At 68.5% G+C, this 22,566-nt stretch carries 13 protein-coding genes and 3 pseudogenes; 11 read left to right on the top strand and 5 right to left on the bottom strand.

Features of this window, described 5'->3' with window-relative positions:
* Positions 1-12: 12 nt before the first annotated feature.
* The 3 genes and pseudogenes from PXH83_RS32635 to PXH83_RS30660 all read left to right on the top strand — a co-directional run.
* Positions 13-396 (top strand): annotated as a pseudogene (locus PXH83_RS32635) (DUF2867 domain-containing protein); the annotation flags it as partial.
* A 201-nt stretch (positions 397-597) separates the two neighbouring features.
* Positions 598-1,608 carry an alpha/beta hydrolase gene (locus PXH83_RS30665; RefSeq protein ID WP_274564775.1) on the top strand — a complete coding sequence of 337 codons (1,011 nt, stop codon included), beginning with the start codon at positions 598-600 and terminating at the stop codon, positions 1,606-1,608.
* A gap of 487 nt (positions 1,609-2,095) precedes the next feature.
* Positions 2,096-2,989, top strand: a complete 894-nt coding sequence (locus PXH83_RS30660) for an NAD(P)-dependent oxidoreductase (RefSeq protein ID WP_274564774.1) — start codon at positions 2,096-2,098, stop codon at positions 2,987-2,989.
* Positions 2,990-3,084: 95 nt separating this feature from the next.
* Here PXH83_RS30660 and PXH83_RS30655 read toward each other — a convergent pair whose 3' ends face one another.
* A complete protein-coding gene (locus tag PXH83_RS30655; RefSeq protein WP_420803268.1) occupies positions 3,085-3,912 on the bottom strand; it encodes a YhjD/YihY/BrkB family envelope integrity protein in 828 nt (275 codons plus the stop codon).
* A gap of 1,082 nt (positions 3,913-4,994) precedes the next feature.
* Between PXH83_RS30655 and PXH83_RS30650 the strand changes: the two genes are divergently transcribed.
* The gene (locus PXH83_RS30650) at positions 4,995-5,957 is read left to right on the top strand and encodes a hypothetical protein (RefSeq protein WP_338054743.1); all 963 of its coding nucleotides are present in this window, start codon (positions 4,995-4,997) and stop codon (positions 5,955-5,957) included.
* Positions 5,958-6,150: 193 nt separating this feature from the next.
* On the opposite strand, the gene PXH83_RS30645 is transcribed toward PXH83_RS30650, so the two are convergent.
* Positions 6,151-7,983 (bottom strand): Dyp-type peroxidase, encoded by a 1,833-nt coding sequence (locus PXH83_RS30645; RefSeq protein ID WP_274564772.1) that lies wholly within the window; start codon positions 7,981-7,983, stop codon positions 6,151-6,153.
* 39 nt (positions 7,984-8,022) lie between these two features.
* The gene (locus tag PXH83_RS30640) at positions 8,023-9,924 is read right to left on the bottom strand and encodes a galactose oxidase early set domain-containing protein (protein WP_274564771.1); all 1,902 of its coding nucleotides are present in this window, start codon (positions 9,922-9,924) and stop codon (positions 8,023-8,025) included.
* A gap of 1,110 nt (positions 9,925-11,034) precedes the next feature.
* On the opposite strand from PXH83_RS30640, the gene PXH83_RS30635 reads away from it, so the two are divergent.
* Positions 11,035-11,628, top strand: coding sequence for a carbonic anhydrase (locus tag PXH83_RS30635; protein ID WP_274564770.1), 594 nt, complete (start codon positions 11,035-11,037; stop codon positions 11,626-11,628).
* Between the two features lie 116 nt (positions 11,629-11,744).
* Positions 11,745-13,199, top strand: coding sequence for a SulP family inorganic anion transporter (locus PXH83_RS30630; RefSeq protein ID WP_274565221.1), 1,455 nt, complete (start codon positions 11,745-11,747; stop codon positions 13,197-13,199).
* A 156-nt stretch (positions 13,200-13,355) separates the two neighbouring features.
* Here the strand turns inward: PXH83_RS30630 and PXH83_RS30625 are convergent, their stop codons facing one another.
* Positions 13,356-15,806 (bottom strand): SpoIIE family protein phosphatase, encoded by a 2,451-nt coding sequence (locus tag PXH83_RS30625; protein WP_274565220.1) that lies wholly within the window; start codon positions 15,804-15,806, stop codon positions 13,356-13,358.
* 487 nt (positions 15,807-16,293) lie between these two features.
* Here PXH83_RS30625 and PXH83_RS30620 point away from each other — a divergent pair, with 487 nt between their 5' ends.
* Positions 16,294-16,743 carry a nitroreductase family deazaflavin-dependent oxidoreductase gene (locus PXH83_RS30620; RefSeq protein ID WP_274564767.1) on the top strand — a complete coding sequence of 150 codons (450 nt, stop codon included), beginning with the start codon at positions 16,294-16,296 and terminating at the stop codon, positions 16,741-16,743.
* A gap of 4 nt (positions 16,744-16,747) precedes the next feature.
* On the opposite strand, the gene PXH83_RS30615 is transcribed toward PXH83_RS30620, so the two are convergent.
* On the bottom strand, positions 16,748-18,481 hold the full coding sequence (locus PXH83_RS30615) for a PKD domain-containing protein (protein ID WP_274564765.1): 1,734 nt from the start codon (positions 18,479-18,481) through the stop codon (positions 16,748-16,750).
* Between the two features lie 394 nt (positions 18,482-18,875).
* Between PXH83_RS30615 and PXH83_RS30610 the strand changes: the two are divergent.
* The 4 genes and pseudogenes from PXH83_RS30610 to PXH83_RS30595 all read left to right on the top strand — a co-directional run.
* Positions 18,876-19,701 (top strand): annotated as a pseudogene (locus PXH83_RS30610) (AfsR/SARP family transcriptional regulator); the annotation flags it as partial.
* A gap of 224 nt (positions 19,702-19,925) precedes the next feature.
* Positions 19,926-20,090: pseudogene (locus PXH83_RS30605) on the top strand (DUF4232 domain-containing protein); the annotation flags it as partial.
* 344 nt (positions 20,091-20,434) lie between these two features.
* Complete coding sequence (locus PXH83_RS30600; RefSeq protein ID WP_420803267.1) at positions 20,435-21,538, top strand: PP2C family protein-serine/threonine phosphatase; 1,104 nt, start codon at positions 20,435-20,437, stop codon at positions 21,536-21,538.
* Between the two features lie 145 nt (positions 21,539-21,683).
* Positions 21,684-22,448, top strand: a complete 765-nt coding sequence (locus PXH83_RS30595; RefSeq protein ID WP_274565219.1) for a MerR family transcriptional regulator — start codon at positions 21,684-21,686, stop codon at positions 22,446-22,448.
* The last annotated feature ends 118 nt before the right edge of the window (positions 22,449-22,566 follow it).

The raw sequence follows: 22,566 nt of genomic DNA, 5'->3' as shown, positions 1-22,566 counted from the left end.
AAACTCGGGAAACTCCTCGGCTGGGACGCCCCTGACGCCGGCCTCGGCTCCCGGGTGCCGACGCTGCGCGACCGGTTGCCGGCGGACCTCCGTGACGCGCCACCCGGACCCGAATTCCGCGGTGTCCCGTTCACCTCGCTTTACCTGACCGACGACGAGTGGGCGGCGGAGGCGGCCAACCGGACCGTGCACGCGGTGATCCACATGGGCTGGGTCCAGGACGAGACCGGCGGCTACCGCGGCCAGATGGCCGTGCTGGTGAAACCCAACGGTCTGATCGGGAAGGCGTACATGGCCGCGATCGCGCCACTGCGGCACCTGGTCGTGTTCCCGTCGATGTTGCGCGGGATCGAACGGGACTGGCAGGCCGGCACGGCTCAGACAACGAAGGGGTAGCCCATGCCCGCAGCGAGGGGTGGTGTTCTGGTGCTGCTGGGCGGCGAGTTGGGGCCTGCGACGTGGCCGCCACGGCGAGGCCCGTCCGGTTTCGACTCTGAGGTGTGGCGCACCTCATCGCGTCTCGGCTCTGGAGGGCTGATCGAGAGGGGCTGGCCGAATTCAGCCGATCATGTGTGCGCCACTCCTAGAGTCGAAAGAATGAGTGACAGTGACATGCGCGGCAGAAGCGATACGAGCGACAGCGTCGGCGCCGGCGGGCGGTCGCGTCGCGGGGTCCTGAAGGCGGCCGTGGCCGGGGCGGGGGCGGTCGCTGCGGTGGGGGCGGGAGCCTCCGTCGCGCACGCGGACGGACGGCGGCGCGGCGCGCCCACCTTCGTCCTCGTCCACGGCTCCGGGAGCAACTCCTACGGCTGGTCTGCGGTCTTGGGCGAGCTGGGCCTGCGCGGGCACCGGGCGATCGCGGTCGACCTGCCCGGGCACGGGCCCGGCGCATACTTCCCGGTCTCCTACCAGGCCCCTCAGGACCTGGAACGGCTGCGCACCGAGCCGTCGCCGATCGCCAAGGTGACGCTGGCGGACTTCGCGGCGCATGTCGTGGGCGTCGTGCGCGCCGCGTACCGAAACGGCCCCGTGATCCTGGTCGGCCAGAGCCTGGGTGGGGCGACGGTGAACGCAGTCGCCAACCAAGTGCCCGAGCTGATTTCCCACTTGGTGTACGCCTCCGCTTTCTGCCCGACGCAGCACACTTCGGTGCTGCAGCTGATGACGACCCCGGAGGCGTCCTCCAGCGCCCTGTACTGGATACCCAGCGTCAAGACGCCGCCGGAACTCGGTGTCAGCCGGGTCAACTGGCGCTCGGGTGACCCCGCCTTCTTCGCGGCGGCGAAGGCAGCGCTGGCCAGTGACTGGCCGGACGCCGAGGTGCGAGCGCTCCTCAACATTCTGGAGCCGGACGAGTCTGCGGCGATCGGGGCCAGCGACGCCCGGGGGCTGCCGGCCAAGTGGGGTCGGGTGCCGCGTACGTATCTGCGTTTCACCAAAGACCGTTCGATCCCGCCGACGCTGCAGGACCTGATGATCCGCGAGGCGGACGAGACGACGCCGCACAACCGCTTCCGCGTACGGTCGCTTGCCGCCCCGCACATCGGTCCGCGGGATGTGGCCGTATGGGCGGACGAGCTGGAGCTCGTGGCACGGATGTGCCGCTGAGCGCCGCACGATTTCCTGCACGCCTGGCCGGACCACCACGCGCCCGCCTGCGCACCCACGGTGCCTCGGATGAAGTGCTCCACCAACATCACCGGGCCCGCACATGCGCGTGCAAGAACGGATCCGTGTTCCCCAGGATCTCCAGGTTCTGGGGAGCGCTGTTGGCGCCGCCCCGGTGACTCAAGATCCGCTCGATCGTCGAGGTGCGCATCGACCGCGGTCCGCCCGGGCAGCTCACGCTTCGGCGGTGGACCGGTGCAGTCGGTCAGGAAACGCAGTTCGGCGGCCCTGGACATGGGCCGTCGCAGCCCGTGCCGGGCCCGTGTACCGAAACCCCTTCTCGCCGTACGACTGCGTGCCTGCGGACCTTCCAGAGGTGTCCCTTGACCTCAATTGCGGTTCAGGTTCTAGCGTGACGTTGCGCGCGCATCACCAGTGGCGGCCCTGGACGGGCTTGACCACTGCAACCTCGGAGAGAGCGACTTTGATGAACACTGCCTCAGAACGAACCGATGCCCAGCCGGCCGTGACCGTGATCGGTTTAGGCGAGATGGGCTTCGCACTCGCCGACGCCTTCCTGGATGGCGGGCACCCGACCACGGTCTGGAACCGTACGCCGGAGAAAGCCGACACCCTGGTCGCCAGGGGGGCCGAGCGGGCGGCAACCGTCCGCGACGCCGTTGCCGCAAGTCCTCTTGTGGTCGTCAGCGTGAAGGGCAATGCCACGGCCCGCGATGTTCTGGAATCGTCGGGTGACACACTTTCCGGGCGCGCCGTGCTCAACCTCACGGATGGGACATCAACAGAGGCCAGGGCCATGGCCGAGTGGGTCAACAACCAAGGCGCGCAGTACCTCCACGGGCAGATCATGACGATCGCTCCGGGCATCGGGGGCGCCGATACGGTGATCTTCTACGGCGGCTCCGACGCCGTGTACGGCGGCTATCGGCCAACCCTCCAGCTCATCGGTGGCCGGGGAAGCCTGATCTCGGCCGACGCCGGTGTACCGGCCCTGTACGGGATGGCCGTGCACGGCACCATGTGGGGCACGCTCAACGGATTCCTGCACGCAGCCGCCCTGTTGTCCAGCGAGGGCATCGAGGTGAAGCGATTCTTGGACGACGCCGGCCCATCCGTTGCCGCACTCCTGACGTCCCTCCCGATGATCGCCGACGAAGTCGACCGCAGTGAGTACGCGACGCAGTACGGAGCGCTCCAGCACCACCGGCCCTCGGTCGAGGACCTGGTCCGCGAGAGCACGGCACGGAACATTGACGCCGAATTCCCCGGCTACACACTCGGCCTCGTAAACAAGGCCGTGGAAGGCGGCCATGCCAATGACAGCTACTCGCGTCTGATCGAGCACTTCAGGAAGTACTGAGTGCGGGCGGACGACGATGTCTGCTGAACGAAGGTTCTGCTGGCCCAACTGACGACATGGGGACTGAGCGTGCCATCTGTCTTCTGGGCCGCAACTCATCCTCTCCGTCTCATCGCATGTGCCACGCGTGGGAGCTCCTCGTGCAACAGACGGCCGACCATCGCACCGCCGAAAACGACGACGCCCACACCGACCAGCCAGGACTGGAGGACCAGGACGGTTCCGAAGGAACCGTAGGTGACCGCGTTGGACGCGATCAACGGCGAGAAGACGAGCAGGGAGAAGACCCTGAGACCGAGCAGCCCGATCACGGTGGCCACCGCGCCGGGCAACAGGGCACGCCACCTGACCCGCCCACCGAGCAACATCCGCTGCGACCACCAGAAGAACAGGACGGCGCTCAGCGATGCTGCGAAGGCGCCCGCCGGGGACTCGCGCCGCAGCGTGGTGGTCGCGGAGACGAAGAGGTAGCCGGTGAGCATGGCGAGCCACACCACATGCCGCCACCTGGCCCACCAGCGCCCCGGGGGAAGATCCCAGACCACCTCGTAGCCCGTCTGCACTGCTGCCCCGAAGGTCAGGCCAAAGACGGCAAGCGCGACAATGCCGAACGCGGTCGTAGTCCGCAAGGCCTGGCCGGGCGGGGTGAACAGCTGCTCCACCTGTTCTCTGGCAGCCGTCGACACGCCGAGCCCCTCCCCCAGCCACTGCGCGAACCCCCGCCCATGCTCCGGGTCGGCCGAGGAGACAATGATCAGCAGGGGCACCAGCGTCAGGATCCCGAGCGCGGCGAAGCCCAGCGAACGCTGCCACAGGTCGAGATCGCTGCTCCGCCTCCATCCGCGTCCGACTGGTGAACGGCTGATCACACGGCGTAGCCGTGCGAAGAGAGAAGAAGGGCCTGCGGCACTGTTCATTCGCATGCTTGTCGACTACCACGGTCGATACGTCACCGCGCGAGGGCTCGACGCAGAGGTCCCCCAATACCTTGAAAGGGCAAGGGGCGCAGGGCACAGGATCTGGCGAAGGCCGCCCTCATGTCCGTTGAACTGCACGAAACGGGGGTCTAGTTCGAGGCGCCGTTCGACCCCAGGCGTAAACGAAGAGCTCAGCCTGTTATATGACGTTCGCTGCCAGCGGCGGACCTCTGCCTGGTGGAATGCGGGCTGACGGGTCCTCGGTGGCGGAGTGCATGGGCAGAGCACTGATCAAGCTACGAGAAGTTGGGCTGGCTGTGCCCTTCTGCCGGGTCGGTCTTTTCGAGCCGGGGGGCGTCCGGGGGCCTGGAAGGAAAGATTCAGTGCGCTGGCTGGGGATGCGGCCCTCGTGCGCGGGTTCTGAAACCCACGCCGGACCCACGCGGGAGTGAGTCTGTGCAGTGGCGCCGGCTTCTCCCATGGCCACCGGAGGCCGGCCGCCCGGCGGACGGGCGAGGTCGGGGCGACGACGTGGCGGAGCGACCGAGTGGCGGTGCGAGTGATGCATGTGGGATCGTACGGCCGGTTGTTACTCGTTGGTATCTGCGAGTCACAATCCCTGTTGTGCGTATCCCCCACCACGCCCCGAGGATTCACACGTGCGCAAGCGCCTTGCCAGAAACGCCCTGTTAGCGACTCTGGCCTCCATTTCCCTGCTCTCCACCAGCTGTTCGGCCGGCTCCCAGGCACCGCCCCCGGCGGCCGACGGTGCGCAAGCACCGCATCGCACCAGCGTCCCGCATCCGGACCCCAGTCCCTACCCCAGCCCCTCGCGGCAACTCCCCGTGGCAGGGGCCCCCGACGAACAGCCGACTGCCGTCGCTCGGATAGCCGGGGACGGGAAGGCGCAGAAGTCGCCACTGAAGGTGGCGTCTTACGATCGGAACAGTCGACGGGCGGTCATATCTGAAACGGCGAATGCTACTTCGGCGACCGGTCCGGACGAGAACGCCCCAGCCGTCGGTGACGTCATCGCCAGTGGGCCCGCGCCCGGGGCCCCCGACGGTCTGCTCGCCAAGGTAACCGAGGTGGCCGGCAAGACCGAGAAGGGCACCGAGGTCCGCACTGAAGCGGCGACGCTCGGCGCGCTGCTCGGTGACGACAAGGCCAACGGCACGGTCCCGGTCGATCCGGCGAGCTTCGACGTCGAGCCGCTGGTCCAGGGAGTGAAGGTCTCCTGGGCCAAGGCAGGAAACGTGCATGTGGGCCCCGAGGGCGCGAAGGTGCCCCTCGGAAGCCTGCGGATCGATGTCGGGGCGTCGGTCCCGCTCCCGGTCACAGAGGGTGCTCCGTTGTCGGGGGCTGCGGCGGTCGCGGGCCACGTGCAGCTGGCCCCCAAGGTCGAGTTCTCCTACGACGGTTCCTCCGTCATCGCTCCGGACAGCGCATTCCTCGGGCTGACCGGTGACTGGTCCTCGCAGTGGTCGCTGAAGGGCAAAGCCGTCGCAGGCGGAAAGCCGGTGCGGATCCCCTTCGCCAAACTGCACGCCGATCCCGTGATCCAGGTCGGGCCGGTGCCGGTCGTGGTGAACCTCGACCTCACGGCGTACGTCCAGGTGGCGGCGGACGGCGCCGTCACCGTCGACGTCAAGCAGGACCTCAAGGGCGGCTTCCGGATCGGCGGCAGCTACACAAAGGCCGGCGGCTGGAAGCCGGTCAGCACCTCCGACATCACCAGCACCCCGGTGCAGGCGAAGCTGACCGCGGCCGGCAAGGTGAAGGCCGCCCTCGGCGCGGAGGCCAGTGTCGGGCTGTACGGTGCGGTCGGCGTCACCGGCGTTGTCGCCCCGTACGTACGAGGGGAAGCCACCGTCGTCGCCACACCCGCATCCACCGTCGGGGCCTGGAAGCTCTACGGCGGCGTGGATCTGACGGGATGGCTTCAGCTCCAACTGTCCATCTTCGGCACCCCCGTCCTCCAGCACCGCATCCCCCTGGGCGCCCTGCACCGCGAGTGGCCGCTGGCACATGGCGACGGCGCCGTCAGCTGAAACCCCTGCTCACAGGTCTTGATCAGGCCTGCTGCTCGCTGAAGTCGACAGCCAGTTGATGCCGAAGAGGCCGAACACATGCCGAAGGCGTCGCCCCGTACCTGTTCTTCCAGAACGGGCACGCCCCTTCGCCGGCGCAGAACAGCCCGCCGGTCCTCCGGCGGGCTGTTCTGTTCGGGTGGGCAGTGCTGTGTCAGTGCTGCGTCTTGGTGTTCCAGATGGGGGTGCCACTCCGGTCGTAGATCACCACGTTGCCGTCGGCCTGGACCACGAGCTTGGCGCCCGGGTGGCCATGGGTCACCGAGGCCCACACCGGCTGGTTGTCCGTCGTGTAGATCACGAGGTTGCCGTCCTCCTGGAAGACGGCGCGAGCGCCCTTCGTGGCGGGGTTCTTCGAGGCCCAGCAAGGGTCCTCGTTCTCGTCGAAGACGACGAGCCTGCCGTCGTCCTGGAGCGTCAGCTTCGCCTTGCCCGCATCGACGACGTCACCGATACAGAAGGTGGAGACGGCGGAGACTTCGTGGTTGCCGTTCTCCGTGACAATGTCTTTGATCCTCGGGGCGTCGTCCGACAGTTTGCCGTCGGCCAGACGGTCCAGGGTCGACAGCGACGGCGTGAAGGCGTACACGGCTCCTTCGGTCCTTACGAACTGCTCGAAGCGCACCTGCTTGCCCACGAAGGTGACATCGGTCGTCACGCCGATCATGGGGTCCGCACCGACCTTGGGGCGGCGCTCCGGGAAGTTCGTATCGTTGACCCAGTCCTTCTGGATGAACTCGAACTGACTGACCAGGTCGGCCTGGTAACTGACGAAGACCAGACCGCGAGCGGCGTCGGGGCCGTGGCCGGCCGCTCCCGCAGGGTCGAAGGGCAGGCCGTACGGGATGCCGCGACGCATGATGCGCCGGGCGTCGAGCTTGCCGTTCTCGGGGACGGGTGTGTCGCCCTTCTTCAAGGCAAGGCCGTCGCGGGGGTTGGTCAGGCGGAGGTGGGAGAACAGCGGGGTGATCTCCCCTTCCAGGTCGTTCGCGAAGCTGATGTTGTTGTCGTTCGCCGATTCCGGATCGGAGGACATGTCGGCGTGCGGACACTTCGCCACGGGTGTGCCTGAACGCCAGCGCCCGACCATACGGGCTGCCAGCCACTCCGTGGTGGCCTCCGGGGGCACGGCCTTCGAGGCCTTGAGTTCTTTCAGCCGCGCCCCGATCTGTGCCCACCAGCCCGGAACATCCTGGCTGAGCCGGCGCACGACGTGGAACGAGCCGTTCTTCGCCCAGTCCGGAAGACCGGAGGGCGTGCCGCAGACCGTCTCCTCACCGATGACGAATTCGCCGGCAGGGACGATCCTGGTGCCCGGGCTGCCCTTCTTCCACTCGGGACGCTCAGGGTCGGGCGGGTCGAACCCCTTCACGGCCGGCTCGCTGATGCCGTCCTTGAAGCCGAAGTGCTCCTTGCCCCGCCGGTCTCCCGCCAGGGTCCCCCCGTCCTGCTCAAAGATGATCACCACCTTGTGAATGGAGGCTTCCTGCCGCTCCTGGGCGAGGGCAGACCGCAGCTCCTCGACCTTGTCGGCCGCGATGGTGAGTACCGCGTGGACGGGCTGCGCGTTGCTGTCTCCGAAGAGCCAGTTCTCCGGGGAGCTTTCCCCGGTGTCCCCGAGCATTCCCGCCCGCACGGCGGAGCCCTGCTTGAACGCGTGCTGTGTCGTGCCGTCCGAAGTCTCGGGGAAGGGCTCCTTGCCCGTCAGCGTCCGCATGCCGCCGTAAGTGAAGCTGACACTGCGCCATACGGCGGTGAGAGCCCTGGGGTCGTCACCCCCGGTGTTTCTGCGCGCCTCGCTGAAGGCGGCGTTGAACGCTGCGACCTGCCTGGTCGTGGCGATACGCGGCTTCAGGCGCCGCAGCCAGGTGCGCGCCCGCATCGCGTCGTCGAACTTCAGGAACAGCAGCTGTACGTGGTCTTTCTTGAAGCCGGCGAGCACATCGCCCTGGATTTCGGTGCTCTCCCGCAGCGTCAGATCGGTCATTCCGCCTCCTGTCCTTCGGGTTCCTTGGTATGGCGACCGTCACCTGGCGGCGGGCGGACCGAACGACACGAACTTCGCCGTGCTGGGCACACCTTCCTCGTTGAGGAGGAAGAGCATGTAGTAGCCCGGAGGCGCAGCTTCCGCCGAGGGCGGCGCCTGCAGTTCGAGTGCTCCGTCGCCGCGGCTCTTGATACGGACTTCGAGATGGCGCTGGCTGAAGTTCACGGAGTGGGTCGCCGTCGTGGGCGCCAGCAGGACAGCGCGCTTGACGTCCTCCGGGGCTGAGGTGAGCACCCTGAACCGGGAGTCGTAGCCGAGCGTGCGCCGGGGCACGGCCGTGAGGTCGGGGCGTTCGCCGTTGTGCAGGTAGGCAGGCTCGTAGATCTCGATGCTGCCGTCCATGTCGTCGCTGATGTCGGGGTCGTTGGCGATCTGCTGGGCCTCGTCGCCGGTGACCATGATGCGGCCGTCGGGCAGGACCACGGCGTTGGAGTGGTAGCCGCGCGGCAGCCGCTGGGCGGGCCCGAGCTTCCAGTCGCCGCCCTCGTCGCGCATCTCGGTCTGCCGGTACTTCAGGTCGGCGTTGGGGTTGTACTGACCGTTGCCGTAGTCGCGGATGTCATAAGCACCGTTGACGGTGAGGAGGTTGCCGTCCGGCAGGATCAGCGTGTCGTCCTGCGTACGGCCGAAGGCCCGTGCCTCCTTCGTCTTCCACTTGCCGCCGGCGAGCTGGTACGTGTTCGGGTCGTCCCGGTTGCCGCCGAGCACCAGAACGGAGTTGGGGCCCTTGAAACCGGCGGGCAGCGGCACCGCGGAGCCGTAGTTGCGCATGAACTTGTCGGGCCGCGCAGCCAGGTTGGTACGGGTCTCCGCGACGGGATCGAACAGCCACTGCTGGTCGTGATCCCGGCCGAGCCCATAGATCATGCCGTCACGCAGGGAGAACAGATGCGGATAGTCGTGCTTGAACGGGGCGTCCGCCTTGAAGACGTCCACCGGTACGTTCCTGGGAACGTCGGTCTTGGTCGTCGGGACCGGATGGTTCAGCGCCGGGAAACGCTCCACGATGGGCGTGGGCGTTCCCCAGCCGAGCTCCGACTGGCCGGACATGATGAGAATCCGCCCGTCGGGGCCGGTGACGGCGCTGGGATACCAACGCCCCACCGACATCTGCTCGTTGAGCGACCACGATTCGGTCCAGGGGTCGAAGACGAGAGACAGCTTGGCCCCGGAGCCGTGGTTGCCGCCGAGATTGCCGCCGAAGACACCGAGCATCCCATTGGGCAGAAAGGCGTGGCCGGCGCAGAAGAACGGCGCGGGCCGCGCTTCGTTCTTGCCGTCCGGCATATTGATGGTGGGTGGCGTGACCTTCTTGAACGCGTCTTCGCCGCTGCCCTTGGCAGGGTCCCAGAGATACGCCCGGCCCGCGTTCGCCTTGCCGACGACTTGGGTGGGGGCGGTCTCCTTCGTCGGGTTGGTCTCAACCCTCTCGAAAGAGAACAACAGAACCTTCCCGGTGGGAAGTTGGGCCACATGCACGCCGAAGTCGGGGGACGGAAAGTATTCCTTGAAAGCCCCGTACTCACGCGCGCTGAACTTGGCGTTGTGCGTCGCCTGCGATTTGGTGAGTGACTCAAGGCGCCCCGTCCGCATGGGCTGCGGGTAGTCGCCGAGGTCCTCAGCCCGCATACGAGCCCGGGCGTGCGTCTCGGCGTGCTCCTGGCCGAGGACAGCGGCCTCGGCCTTGTCCACCGTGAACTTGCCGGTGTCGGGTTCCTTCTCCCGGGAGCCGGAATGACTTCCTGACGCGCTGTGTCCTAACCCGCTGTGTCCTAACCCGCTGTCGTGGGCAGCGGCCGGGAGGGAGATGGTGAGGGGGGCGGTCAGGGCGGAGATGACGGCGCACGCCGAAATCAGCCTGGACAGTCGTGGTCGTGACATGGGACTCCTCATGGCGTGACGGCCTCCGCATGCACGACCGTTCCGCGGTTCCGGCGGGGGCTGTATGCAAGCGGAAAATGGCCATACATGACTGAATGCGATAAATAGGCACAGCGATGCGATCTGCCGCACGCCGTGAATCAGCGCGCGGTGATCGAACTGGCATGGGCTGCCAGGTCGGAATGCAGAGGGGGCGCGATCAACGTAGAGGCGACACCGGTACTGCTCGCAACAGTCGCTTCGCCGAACCACCCTTGCGATTGAAAGAAAATCAATTCTGCGGTCCGATGTGGTTTGACCTGCGACGGAGAGCGGATGCCAGCCGGGAGCACGCCTCTATGGCTTGCGTCAATGTTGCGCGTTTCAGTGCCCGGTCTGTCCTGGGAGCGGTGCTGGCGAACCGAAGCAGGATCGGGCGAAGGCTTCGCGGAAGCACGTCCGGACCGGATGACGGAGGCTCGATGGCACGGTACTTGGGTCCGGAACTGCCTCACGCATCCTCCGCCCGATGAGCGTCGCGGTTCAGCGCCTGCGGCGATGCCGGACGCAATCAGCGCCTCAGCTGGGGTGACCCGCGGCATCTCCGCCATGTGACGACTGTCAAGGGGTGTGACGCTCACGAATGTTTAACGAATCACTGACTTTTACGTCGTCGTGGTGTCACAGTGACTCAAGAGGCTGGAGTTACTGGCCAGTTGGACCAATCCTCTATGGCCAAGTCGGGAGGGACCGTGGCACGGCGAAACGCAGCATCGGGCGTACTTGCCCCTGTGTGGAGCCTGTCGCTCGCGGTCCTGCTGCTCTGCGGGACGATCAGGATCCCGTGGGGAAGCTGCCCCCTCGCAATGGCGGCCGGCCCAACAGCTCGTCGGCCTGCCAAGCCACGCCCACAGGCGATCGGCCTTCCCCCGGCCCCGGCGGGTGACGGCGGCACTGCCGCCTCCTCGGTGCACGGGGCATCGGCTCCCGGTCCCACCGGACAGCGCCCGGCAGCACGGCGTGCCGTGCTGCAGGTCCTCCACCTCTGATCGATCCGTCCACTCCCCCCACTTGCGATCCGACATGACGGCTCCCCACCTCGCGCCCTGGGCGCGCTGGAGGAACACCCCCATGCACATGCTCATGAAGAATGCCCGCGCCTTCCGGCACCGGGCCGCCGCGCGCGCCGAGGAGTTCGGCCGCCTCGCGGACGGTCAGTCCCCCCAGGCGCTGTTCATCACCTGCTCCGATTCGCGGGTGATCCCCTCCCTCATCACCGGCGCCCGACCCGGCGAGCTCTTCGAACTCCGCACGGCGGGCAGCATCATCCCCGAACACGACCCCGGCCGGCACTCGAGCGAAGCGGCCACCATCGAGTACGCCGTCGAGGTGCTCGGCGTCGCGGACATCGTCGTCTGCGGCCATTCCCATTGCGGTGCCGTCGGCGCGATGGTGCGCCGCGAAGACCTCTCCGCCGTACCCGCGGTCCGCGGCTGGCTGGAGAGTGCGTCTCCCCCGCCCCTCTTCACCGACCCCTCGTGCCCCGCCATCGCCGAGGCCGTCCAGCACCATGTGCTGTGCCAGCTCCAGCGGTTGCGCGACTACCCGTGCGTCGCCCGCCGGGCCGCGCAAGGACGACTGAGCCTGCACGGCTGGTTCTACGAGATACACACCGGTTCCGTGCTCGTCCACCGGGCGCACGACGACGCGTTTCTTCCGCTGTGAGCGCCGCCGACACCCGCGAACGCGGGAACCACGAACCCGGGAACTCCGAACGCGCGAACCGTGGACGCCACCGAAGGGCGGCGCCGCCCCGCACCGAGCGACCTTCCGCCTCGACACTGCGATCCGATCTCACCGCGTCCGTCGTCGTCTTCCTGGTCGCCCTGCCGCTGTGCGTGGGCGTGGCCGTGGCCTCGGGCGTCCCGGCCGAACTCGGCCTGGTCACCGGCATCGTCGGCGGGCTCGTCACCGGACTGCTCCCCGGCAGCAGCCTCCAGGTCAGCGGACCCGCCGCAGGTCTGACCGTCCTCGTGCTCGAAGCGGTCACCGAATTCGGACTCGGGGCCCTGGGCGTCTTCGTCCTCATCGCGGGCGTGCTCCAGCTGGTCATGGGCGCGCTGCGGCTGGGCCGCTGGTTCCGCGCCATCTCCATCGCCGTGGTGGAAGGGATGCTGGCCGGGATCGGCCTCGTACTGATCGCCGGTCAGCTCTACGCCATGGCCGACGCCAAAGCGCCCGGCTCGGGCCCGGCCAACCTGATGGGGCTGCCCGATCTGCTCATCCGTACGGCCCGCTCGCCCGAGGCGCTGACCGCATTCGCTCTCGGCGCGGTCACCGTCGTACTGATGGCCTTGTGGAAACACGTGCCGCCGAAAGTCCGACTGGTCCCCGCACCGCTGGCTGCCGTGGCTCTGACCACCTCCGTCGTGGCGCTGTTCGCACTGCCCGTGAAGCGGGTCGACGTACAGGGACTGCTGGGCGCGATCCGGCCACCCTCCCTCGACGACCTCGGCAGCATCACCGATGCCGGAGTGGTCGGGGCGATCGGCACGGTCGTCGCCATCACGCTCATCGCCTCTGCGGAGAGTCTGTTCAGCGCCGCCGCCGTCGACCGGCTGCACAGCGGACCCGGCACCGACTACGACAAGGAGCTGATGGCGCAGGGCGCGGGCAACGCCTTGTGCGGGGCCCTCGGGGCGCTGCCGATGACCGCGGTCATCGTGCGCAGTGCGGCCAATGTGCAAGCGGGTGCCCGGACCAAGGCGTCACGGGTGCTGCACGGCGTGTGGCTGCTGCTCTTCGCGGCGCTCGTGCCCGCTGCGCTCGGCCTCATACCGGTCGCCTCGCTCGCCGGCATTCTGGTCTTCTCCGGCTGGAAGCTCATCCCGCTGAAGGAACTAGGGCCACTGTGGCGCGAGCATCGCGGGGAGGCGTTGATCCTGGTGGCGACGGCGGTCGCCATTGTCGCGACGAACATGTTCGAGGGCGTGCTGGCAGGGCTGCTGCTCGCCGTCGCGAAGACGGCGTGGGAGACGTCGCACGTCCAAGTGCAGGTGGATGAAGCCTCTGACCGGAACGGCCCCCTGCGTGTGGTCCTCTCCGGCAACGCGACTTTCCTCCGGCTGCCCCGGATCCTCGACACCCTCGAAGGACTGCCGAAGGACCGGCACATCGAGCTCGACCTGCTCGACCTGCGGCACCTCGATCACGCGTGCAGTACGGCCCTCGCCAACTGGGCCGACCGGCACAACAAGGAGGAAGGAGCCACCCGCGTGCTGATGCCCGCGGCCTGACAGCGACCAGTCGGCCCGGCCCGTACGGCTTCCCTGACCGGCCGCCGTACGGCCCGGGGCGAGCCGGGCGTGTTCGGACCGGTGGCCTTCGATCCGACGTTCGCCCGCCTGATCGGTACATGCCTTATCACCCACCGGCGCTTCCAACGCCTTTCCCTACGAACTCCAAGGCCGCGCTGAACCCAGTGCCTGCTCCGTCCAGACCGTTTTACCGTCACGCGCGTAGCGGGTGCCCCACCGCTCGGTGAACTGGGCCACCAGGAACAGACCGCGCCCACCCTCGTCGGTGCTGCGAGCGCGGCGCAGGTGGGGGGACGTGCTGCTCGTGTCGGAGACCTCGCAGATCAGGGTGTCGTCATGAATGAGGCGCAGCACCACCGGTCCGCCGGCGTACCGGTAGGCGTTGGTGACCAGCTCACTGGCGATCAACTCGGTGGTGAACGTCAGTTCCTCCAGTCCCCACTCGGTCAGCTGGGCAGTTGTCAGCGCCCTCGCCCGGGCCGCCGAGGTGGGTTCCGCCGGCAGCTGCCAGGTGGCGACCTTCTCGGGTGGCAGTACCCGGGTACGGGCGATGAGCAGCGCGACGTCATCGGTGGGGTAGCCGGTCAGCACCGAGTCCAGCACCGCCTGGCAGGTCTGCTCCAGTGCCTCCTCGGGGTGGGTGAGGCTTGCGCACAGGCGCGCCAGCCGTTCGTCGATGTCTCCGTGCCGCGCCTGGACGAGCCCATTGGTGTAGAGAGCGAGCAGGCTGCCCTCGGCGAGTTCGAACTCGTAGGGCTCGAAGGGCAGTCCGCCGAGACCGAGCGGCGGGCCGACCGGCAGGTCGAGCAGGCTCACCTGCCCCTCCGGAGTCGCCACCGCCGGCGGTGGGTGGCTGGCACTCGCCACGGAGCAGCGTCGGGAGATCGGGTCGTATACCGCGTACAGGCACGTCGCGCCGACGATCTGCTCGGTCGGCGGCAGGTCTCCGTCGGTGGCTTCCTGCTCTGCGGCCAGGAGGTTGACCAAGTCGTCCAGGCGGGAGAGGACCTCGTCCGGTTCGAGGTCGAGGCTGGCCAGGGTGTACACGGCGGTGCGCAGCCTGCCCATCGTGGCGGCGGCGTGGATGCCGTGGCCGACGACGTCGCCCACGACAAGGGCAACACGGGTCCCGGAGAGGGGGATCACGTCGAACCAGTCGCCGCCGAGCCCTGACGCCGTACTGGCCGGCAGGTAGCGGTGGGCCACCTCGATGGCCGGGTGTTCGGGTACGTCACCCGGAAGCAGGCTGCGTTGCAGGGTGAGCGCGGCCTGTTGCTGCTGGGTGTAGCGGCGGGCGTTGTCGATGGTGACGGCGGCGCGGGAGGCGAACTCCTGGGCCAGTACGAGGTCGTCTTCCTCGAACGGTTCCGGGCGCCGCGACCGCCACAGACTGACCGCGCCCAGCACGAGGCCACGTGCCACGAGCGGTACCACCATCAGCGAGTGGACACCCGGATCGGCGGCGCCTTCGGCGGGCCGGGGTTCCATCGCGTACCACGCGGCGGAGACGCCGGCGGCCGGTTCGAGCACCGGTCGCCGCCCGGCCAGGCATCTGGCCTGCGGTGCATCCGGACGGAGGCGGATCAATTCGCCGACCTGATGCATCGCCTGCGCCTGACGAGCGGACACGCTGCGGACGGCCGTCCGGGAAACCGGCCCGGCCGTATCCTGCAGCGGTTCCTCGCCCCGGGACACCGGCTCCAGCAGATCCACCGACACACAGTCGGCCAGGCCGGGAACGGCCACATCGGCCAGCTCGCGAGCCGTCTGCCCCACGTCCAGCGTCGTCCCGATGCGGGCACTGGCCTCGTTCAGCAGAGCGAGCCGGCGCCGGGCCCGGTGGCGGTCGGTGACGTCCTCGAGCAGCTCGGCGACGCCGATGATCCGGCCGGCGGAGTCCTCCATCCGGAACGCCGAGGCGGATACGATCAGCTCGCGGTGGGGATCTCGCCGGAGCCGGGAGGACTGCTCGGTGAAGATCACCGGCCGTCCGGTCTCCAGTACCTGTCGCACCCGGTTCCGCGCCACTTCGGCATCCTCGTCGACCAGCGGCGCGGCGGTGGTAAGGCCCACATGCTGCTCGACCGGGATCTCACTCACCCGTGCGATCGCCTGGTTGACCCGCAAAACCTCCAAGTCGGGGCTGTGGACGACAAGACCGATCGGGCACCGGCGGTACATGCCGTCCAGGACCGCACGGTCCAGCTCCCACCGGGTGACCTCCTGCGCGGGTGCGCCGACCAGGAACCACTCCTGGACGGAGTCGGCCCTCGTGACCACGCGCGACCTCACCCCGAGTTCCACCCGGTACCCGCCGCGGTGCCGGACCGGCAGCACCCCGAACCAACCGCGTGCCCTGGTGCACTCCGCCACGACGTCGCTGACGGCGGGCCGGTCGCGGGGATCCACCATGCACTCCAACGCCGGCCGGCCGATCACCTCCGGACCCGAGAAGCCGAGCAACTGCTCGGCCCGCTCACTCCAGCCGACGACCCTCCCGCGGTCGTCCAGCACCACCGACGCCGCCCGGCGCAGAGCGAACGGGTCCTCCGGGCTCTCGCTGAACATCGTCACGGGCGTGTCCATCACCGCAGCCCTCGTGGTCGGTGCCGATCTCGTACCCCCGGTCGCGGCCTCTACGCCCGCCTTCGGGGAGTGGTGCAGGTCTGTGGACATGATCGGTCACTCACCTGCTGAAGTGTCCGACGCCACGCGGCTCGGGCACGAATCGACGGGTCCGAGCACGCCGGAGGGCCGCGACGGGCACCGGTCCGCCCTAGGCCATCTGGATACGGCTCAGGTCCCGGCCCGCGAATCTCGCAGACGCGTGCCCAGCACCGTGTGAACCGGTCACGGGCACCGAGTCTCGATACTCCGGGCGGACCAGCTTCACGGCTACGGGCCCGACCGCTCGCCGAGTGACCGAGAAAGACCTGCCCCATGCCACCGGCGCCCAGCCGGCGCACCACCGGGACGCGTCAACCGCACGGTGCTTCTACGTACGCCCCGGGGATGATTACGTGCCCCCGGGGCGTTGAGCAGGCAGCGCCAGTCTTCGACGACAGGAGATGTCATGCCTCTTGAGGGTGAGTACGAGCCGAGCCCGGAAAAGTGGGTGCGCGACCAGGTCGCGCTGTTCGAGGGTTCCGGTGGCACCAAGGGAACGACGCTGCGGGGCATGCCCGTCATCATCCTGACCACCCGAGGCGCCAAGAGCGGAAAGATCCGCAAGAGCCCGCTCATGCGGGTGGCGCACAGCGGCACGTACGCCATAGTCGCGTCGCTCGGCGGCGCCCCCAGACATCCCGTCTGGTACCACAACGTGGTGGCCGACCCTCGGGTGGAGCTGCAGGACGGCCCAGTGCGCCAGGACATGACGGCTCGTGAGGTGAGTGGCGAGGAGAAGGCGCTCTGGTGGGAGCGCGCGGTCGAGGCGTACCCCGACTACGCCGGCTACCAGAAGAAGACGGAGCGTGAGATCCCCGTCTTCGTCCTGGAACCGGCGGCCGGAGGCCACCACTGAGCCGTCAGTTCACAGTGACGGCCTCCGTGGCCTCGGTCAGCACCTTCCGGCCGTCCGCGCCGACCAGCACCAGCCGGGGCAGATAGGGCCCTTCCCGGTCGTAGGCATGCGTGGTGGTCGCTTCGCCGGTCTCCTGCCGTGTGCCGTCGCCGAAGTACCAGTGGTAGCGGTATCCGGCGGGTGGCTGCGCGCCGTCCACGGTCGCCGTCAGGCGCACCTCGCTGCCGACATGGGCGTCCTTGGGCGCGTCCAGCGTCAACCACGGCCCGCCGGATGCGAGGTGGAACCACTGGCGCAGGCGCGGGTTGAGGAGGAAGGCGTCGGCGTACTGCCGGGCGCCCGCGATGTCCGGATGGCCGACGGCCGCGGAGACACACTGGACCGGGGTGGAGCTGAGCTCCGGGCAGGCCCTCTTGCGCAGCGGATACATCGGGTCGGAGAACGGATTGCCCCAGACCGTGGAGTGCGGGGCGTAGACGGCGCTGTCCAGAGTGAACAGCCCGTCGGCCGCGACCGCGTACGCGCCGTCCGGCGAGGCATTGTTGGCCGCTTCGGCCGCCTCTCGGTAGGCGTCGTTGGCCAGTTGGGTGTACTGCTCGTAGCGCCCGGTCGCCTTGCCGAGCGCGCCCAGGCAGGTGGTGAACCGAGCTCCCGCAAGTCCAGGTGCGGTGCAGTGCTTCACCGGGATGGGGGAGCTGTCACGGCTGAGGGCGTAGTAGAAGTCCGCCACGACGACCTTCGGCCGGCCGGGCAGGGAATGTGCCTTCTCGATGGCTGCCTGCATGCCGCGGCCGCCGTATCCGACCTTGGCGCCGCTGAAGTAGGGCACGTTCTTTGCCGGGTTCTCCGGTTCCGCGCCGATGCCGGAACACTCGCGCCGGACCGCCTCGGGCAGGCTCTTCGACCCGGGGGTGATACCCACGGCGATGCCGAAGAAGGGGTCGAGGTCGTTGATGCATCCGTTGATCACGACCAGGTCGAGACCGTATCCGCCCGCACGTGCCTGCGCACCCGCCTTCTCCAACTGGCAGAAGACGTCCGGTGTTTGCTGCGTGACCTCGCCGAACTCCATTTCGCCGTCGCCGTCGGGGTCCTGCTTCTCCTGGTTCTGGAGGCAGGCCGAGTCGTCGTTGCCCGCGGGAAACTCGGGTGCGTCGAGCACCGCGCCGGAGATCGCGTAATCCATGTGCTGATGGCCCCGCCCGGTCGCGCGCCCGAGCGACTGGCCCGTCAGGTAGGGAAACTTCTGGTCATGGTCCAGGCCCTGCCCCCAGACGACCGAGTCCCCGACGGAGGCCACGCGGACCGGATCGCAGCCCCGCCTGATGGTGTCCCGCCAGACCTTGCCGTACGGACCGGGCTCCTCGCCGGCGGACGAGGGGACCACGCGGGCGTCGAACTGCAAGGCCGTCTCGGCCGTCGGCACGCGGTCGAACGGAATGCTGAACCCGGCTCCGGACACGGCCGCACCCATGGCGACCCGCCCGCCGGCCAGCTGCTCCCCACCGGCGCGCACCCGCCATTCGACCGTGGCCCCGGCCCTCGCCGCGGCGGGGTCGTACAGCTGCACACGGCCTTGCACCGGTCCGGTGCAGACCGGATTGGGGGTGAGGTCCACGTCAAGGACGAGGGGGTACGCGGATGCCGCGGAGGCCTCCGCCGAGGCTGCGGCGGGAATTCCGGTGAGCAACTGGCCCAGCAGAGCCGCGGCCGCCGCCGGAAGGACGAGCCTGGCCACGGATATGCGGCGGCGGGATAACTCTCCTCTGCGGGGAGTGGGATCCCCGCCGCCGTCCTCACGCCGTCGTGCCACCGACCGAGACCACGTACTGCTCACGCCAATACCCTGTTTCTGTTGCCAATTGGGTTGATGCCGAGCCAACCGAACGCCGCATCAATGGTGATCATGGCAGGAGGGGGCAGGGGCGAAACGTGAGGCGACGGCATTGCGGAGTGAGGCTGATCACTTACCTACAGTTACCTGCGGCACGGAACGGCCACGGTCACGCCGAGGACCACTCTCAGGCTTCCGGCGCCCGGCAACGACACCACCAGTCACCCGTATGCACCAGGCACACCCTCGCCAACACCTCCGGTAATCTGGCTCTTTTTGCCCAGGAGGAGTTGTTCCAGTGGAGTTCCGGCTGCTCGGAGCGGTCTCCGTTGCCACCGAGGCCGGTGACCTGACACTCGGTCCCGCCAAGCGGCGCAGCCTTCTCGCCGCTCTGCTGCTGAGGCCCAACCGCCCCGTGTCGGTGGACCAGCTGACGGCGACACTGTGGGACGACGAACCGCCGCCGCGTGCCCGCAGTGTCATCCAGGGCCACGTGTCGCGTCTGAGGGTCTTGCTCGCCCCTACGGACGCCGAGATGTTCGGTGTCGAACTGGTCAACCAGGGGACGGCGTACATCCTGCGGATGCCGGAGACCTTGCTGGACGCCCACCGCTTCGAAGAGCTGGTGACGTTGGCCCGCAGCCAGCGTGCGCCGGCCGACGCCGTGTCAGGAGGCGCTGTCGCTGTGGCAGGGCCCCGCGCTGACCGGCGCGTACCCAAGTCCCCCGCTGCAGGCCGCCGCGCACGCGCTGGAGGAACTGCGGCTGGCCTCCGTGGAGTCACTGGCCGCGGCCTACGGCCGGCTGGGTGAGCACGCCCGGGCTGCGGCCGTGCTGCGCGCGGAGGCCGGTGCCCATCCGCTGCACGAATCGCTGTCCGCCGCGCTCATGAGGGCACTTCAGCGTGCGGGGCGCCGCTCGGAGGCGCTCGACTGGTTCCACCGCACCCGGCGGCTGCTCGCCGACGAACTGGGGGTCGACCCGGGCCGGGAGCCGGCGGACGCCTACGCGGCGGCACTGCGTGGCGACGGTGACGATGCGGAGGAAGTCCTGGCTCCGGGCCCACCCCGTGCCGGTCACCACACACCAGCCGTCGGCCTCCCGCACTGTTCCGGTCCCTTGCCGCCGACCGTCAGCTCCTCGTCGTACTCGACAATGCGCGCGGTTCCGAGCAGATGCGTCACCGTGGTCACCAGCCGGTACCGGCTGCGCGGCCTGATCGCCTCCGTACGGCTGTACGCGCGTGGCCTGGACGCCGGGCCCGACGTACTCGTCCGGGCACTCGTACGCCGCCGCCAGGGCGGTGCACGCCTCGCGCTACCCGTTGACTTTCATTCGCCGCAGGCAGTAACCGCGTCGTCACCTCCTTCAACGTGAACCTCTTCGCCGCCGAGGGCCCTGCCGAGGGCAGCAAGGTCGTCACCGCGCCCAAGGGCGGCATCGCGGTGGTCTTCGCGGCCGCGAAGACCGGCTACTGGACGCCGGAGCTGCGCAACGGCGCCGATGAATTCTGAGGCTCACCCCAGGGCACTGACCCGAACGCGTACAAGTGAGGCCCCGACCCCGGTCGGGGCCTTCCCCGTGGGCAAGGCCTATAGGCGTCGCCCGTGTCGGTGGGCGCGGACCGGACCGCGCAAGAACTGGACCCTGGCCGAAGAGGCTGGTCACGGTGGGCCGGACCCCGCACTGGGCTGTTTTCGGAGATCGGTCAGGGGTCACCGAATGGACCTGAGGCCACGCAAGCCGAGTGGAACATTGAGCTTCCGCAAGGCAGGCTGTAGCCATGCGGTCGCTCCTCCGCTCTCTTCGGCCAGAGGCGGGCGGCCATAGCCGGGTCGCCCTCACGCTTGCGCAGTGTGTGCCTTTCGCCATCGCACTGGCCGTGGTGGGTATCGAGCTCTCGCCTTTGCACTTTCTGTATACGGGCCCCATGCTCACCGCGACGCCGGCACTGGCCGCGGTGACGATGGGCCCCAAAGGCACCCTCTCGGCAGCGGCTTTCGCTCTGGCCGTCAGCGTGACCACCGCGACCTACAACCAGGCGTGGGGCAGTCAGATGGTCTACACCAATTTCCTGGCTGTCTTCGTGGTGTCCGTCGCCGCTGTCATGGGCAGTGGTGCCGTTCGCACTCTCAGAGAGAAAGAACTCCACCAGGTCCGAAGAATCGCCGTGGCAGCTCAGGAAGTCCTGCTGCGGCCTGTGCCACCTCGGCTGGGCCCGGTGCGGGCGGCCAGCATGTACCTCGCGGCTGAGACGGGGGCGCAGATCGGCGGTGATCTGTACGAGGCTGTGCAGACCCGGTACGGGGTCCGCATGATCGTGGGGGACGTCCGGGGCAAGGGACTGCCTGCCGTGCGCGCGGCCGCAGCCGTGCTGGGCGCGTTCCGGGAATCCGTGCACTACGAGGATGACCTCGTGGAGGTCATCAACCATTGCGCGGCTGCGCTCCGACGGGAGGACGCCATGCCCGGTGCGGTCGATCAGGACGTTCTGCTGGAGGGTTTCGTCACCGCGCTCGTGGCCCAGGTGCCCGACACCCACGAGGTCCAATTGGTCAACCGCGGCCATCCCCCTCCGCTGGTGCTGCGCCAAGGCACGGTTCAGGCCCTGATGCCCACCTCACCATTCCCGCCACTCGGCCTGGAAGACCTCATCATCGGTCCCCCGGGCAAGGCGGACAGCTATCCGTTCGCACCCGGCGACCGTCTGTTGCTGCACACCGACGGCGTGATCGAAGCACGCAATCGCGACAACGACTTCTTCCCCCTGCCCGAGGCCATGGAGGCGCTGCATACCCGTACTCCTCACGAGTTCCTGGAACAACTGCACCAGGGACTGATCCGCCACACCGATGGCCGCCTGGCGGACGATGTGGCGATGGTGCTCATTGACCGGCTCGCCGAAGAAGCCGGCGAACAAGTCGGCGCAGGTGACGCCTCCTCGAGTGACAGACGGCATTGACCACCTGCCCCCAAGGTGGGTTCCCACCCCGCAATCAGGTGTGGCGCCATCCGGACGCCGGTTCCGGCTTGCGGTTTCCGCTGCGTCAACTCCTACGGTCGTCTGTGTGGCCGGAGAGACCGGCCTGGCGATGGGAGGCACAGCAATGGCCTGGTCGATCTCGGATGTGGCCCGGATGTCCGGGGTGACGTCCCGGACACTGCGGCATTACGACGAGGTCGGTCTGCTGCCGCCTGCGTGGATCGGAAGTAACGGGCACCGCTACTACGAAGAGGCCGATCTGCTGCGGCTGCAGCAGATCCTGCTGATGCGGGAGTTGGACCTGGGACTGCGCGAGGTCCAGGCGGTTCTGGACAGCCAGGTCGATCAGGTGACCGTGCTGCGCGAGCACCACCGGCGGCTGCTCAGGGAGCGTGACCGGCTGGAGACACTCGTCCGAACGGTCGGGCGGACCATCGCCGAACTGGAGGAAGGCAAGGACAACAACGACATGGCAAAAATCAACAGGCCGGAGAACCTGTTCGAGGGATTCGAGCACTCCCCCGCCGCCGAGGCCGAGGTGCGCGAGCGGTGGCCGAAGGCGTGGGAGCAGTCCCGGCAGGCCATCGAGACGATGACCGCCGAGGACCAGGAGCAGTGGCAGCGTGAGGTGACGGCACAGATGATCCGTATTGCGGAGTTCATGGTGGCCGGCACACCGGTTGCCGATCCTGCGGTGCAGGCCGAAGTGGACGCCCACTACCAGGGCGTCTGCCGGTTCTGGACCCCGAACGCGGCCGCGTACAAGGGACTGGGCCAGACCTACGTCGACGACCCACAGTTCCGTGCGAACTACGACAAGATCGCCGACGGGCTGGCCGTCTACCAGCGCGACGCGATGGTCCTCTACGCCGATGCCCGGCTGAGCTGACCGACGGCTCACACCGCCGGGGGGCTGCAGACCCCCGGCGACAAGCGACTCTCCGCGGTGCTCAGAACACTCGACTCACCGGACAGGCCCATCCGGCCGCGGCAGGCCGGCGATCAGA

Source organism: Streptomyces spiramyceticus (genome assembly GCF_028807635.1).
GTDB classification, from domain to species: domain Bacteria; phylum Actinomycetota; class Actinomycetes; order Streptomycetales; family Streptomycetaceae; genus Streptomyces; species Streptomyces spiramyceticus.
This window is presented reverse-complemented; position numbering and strand designations above follow the sequence as displayed.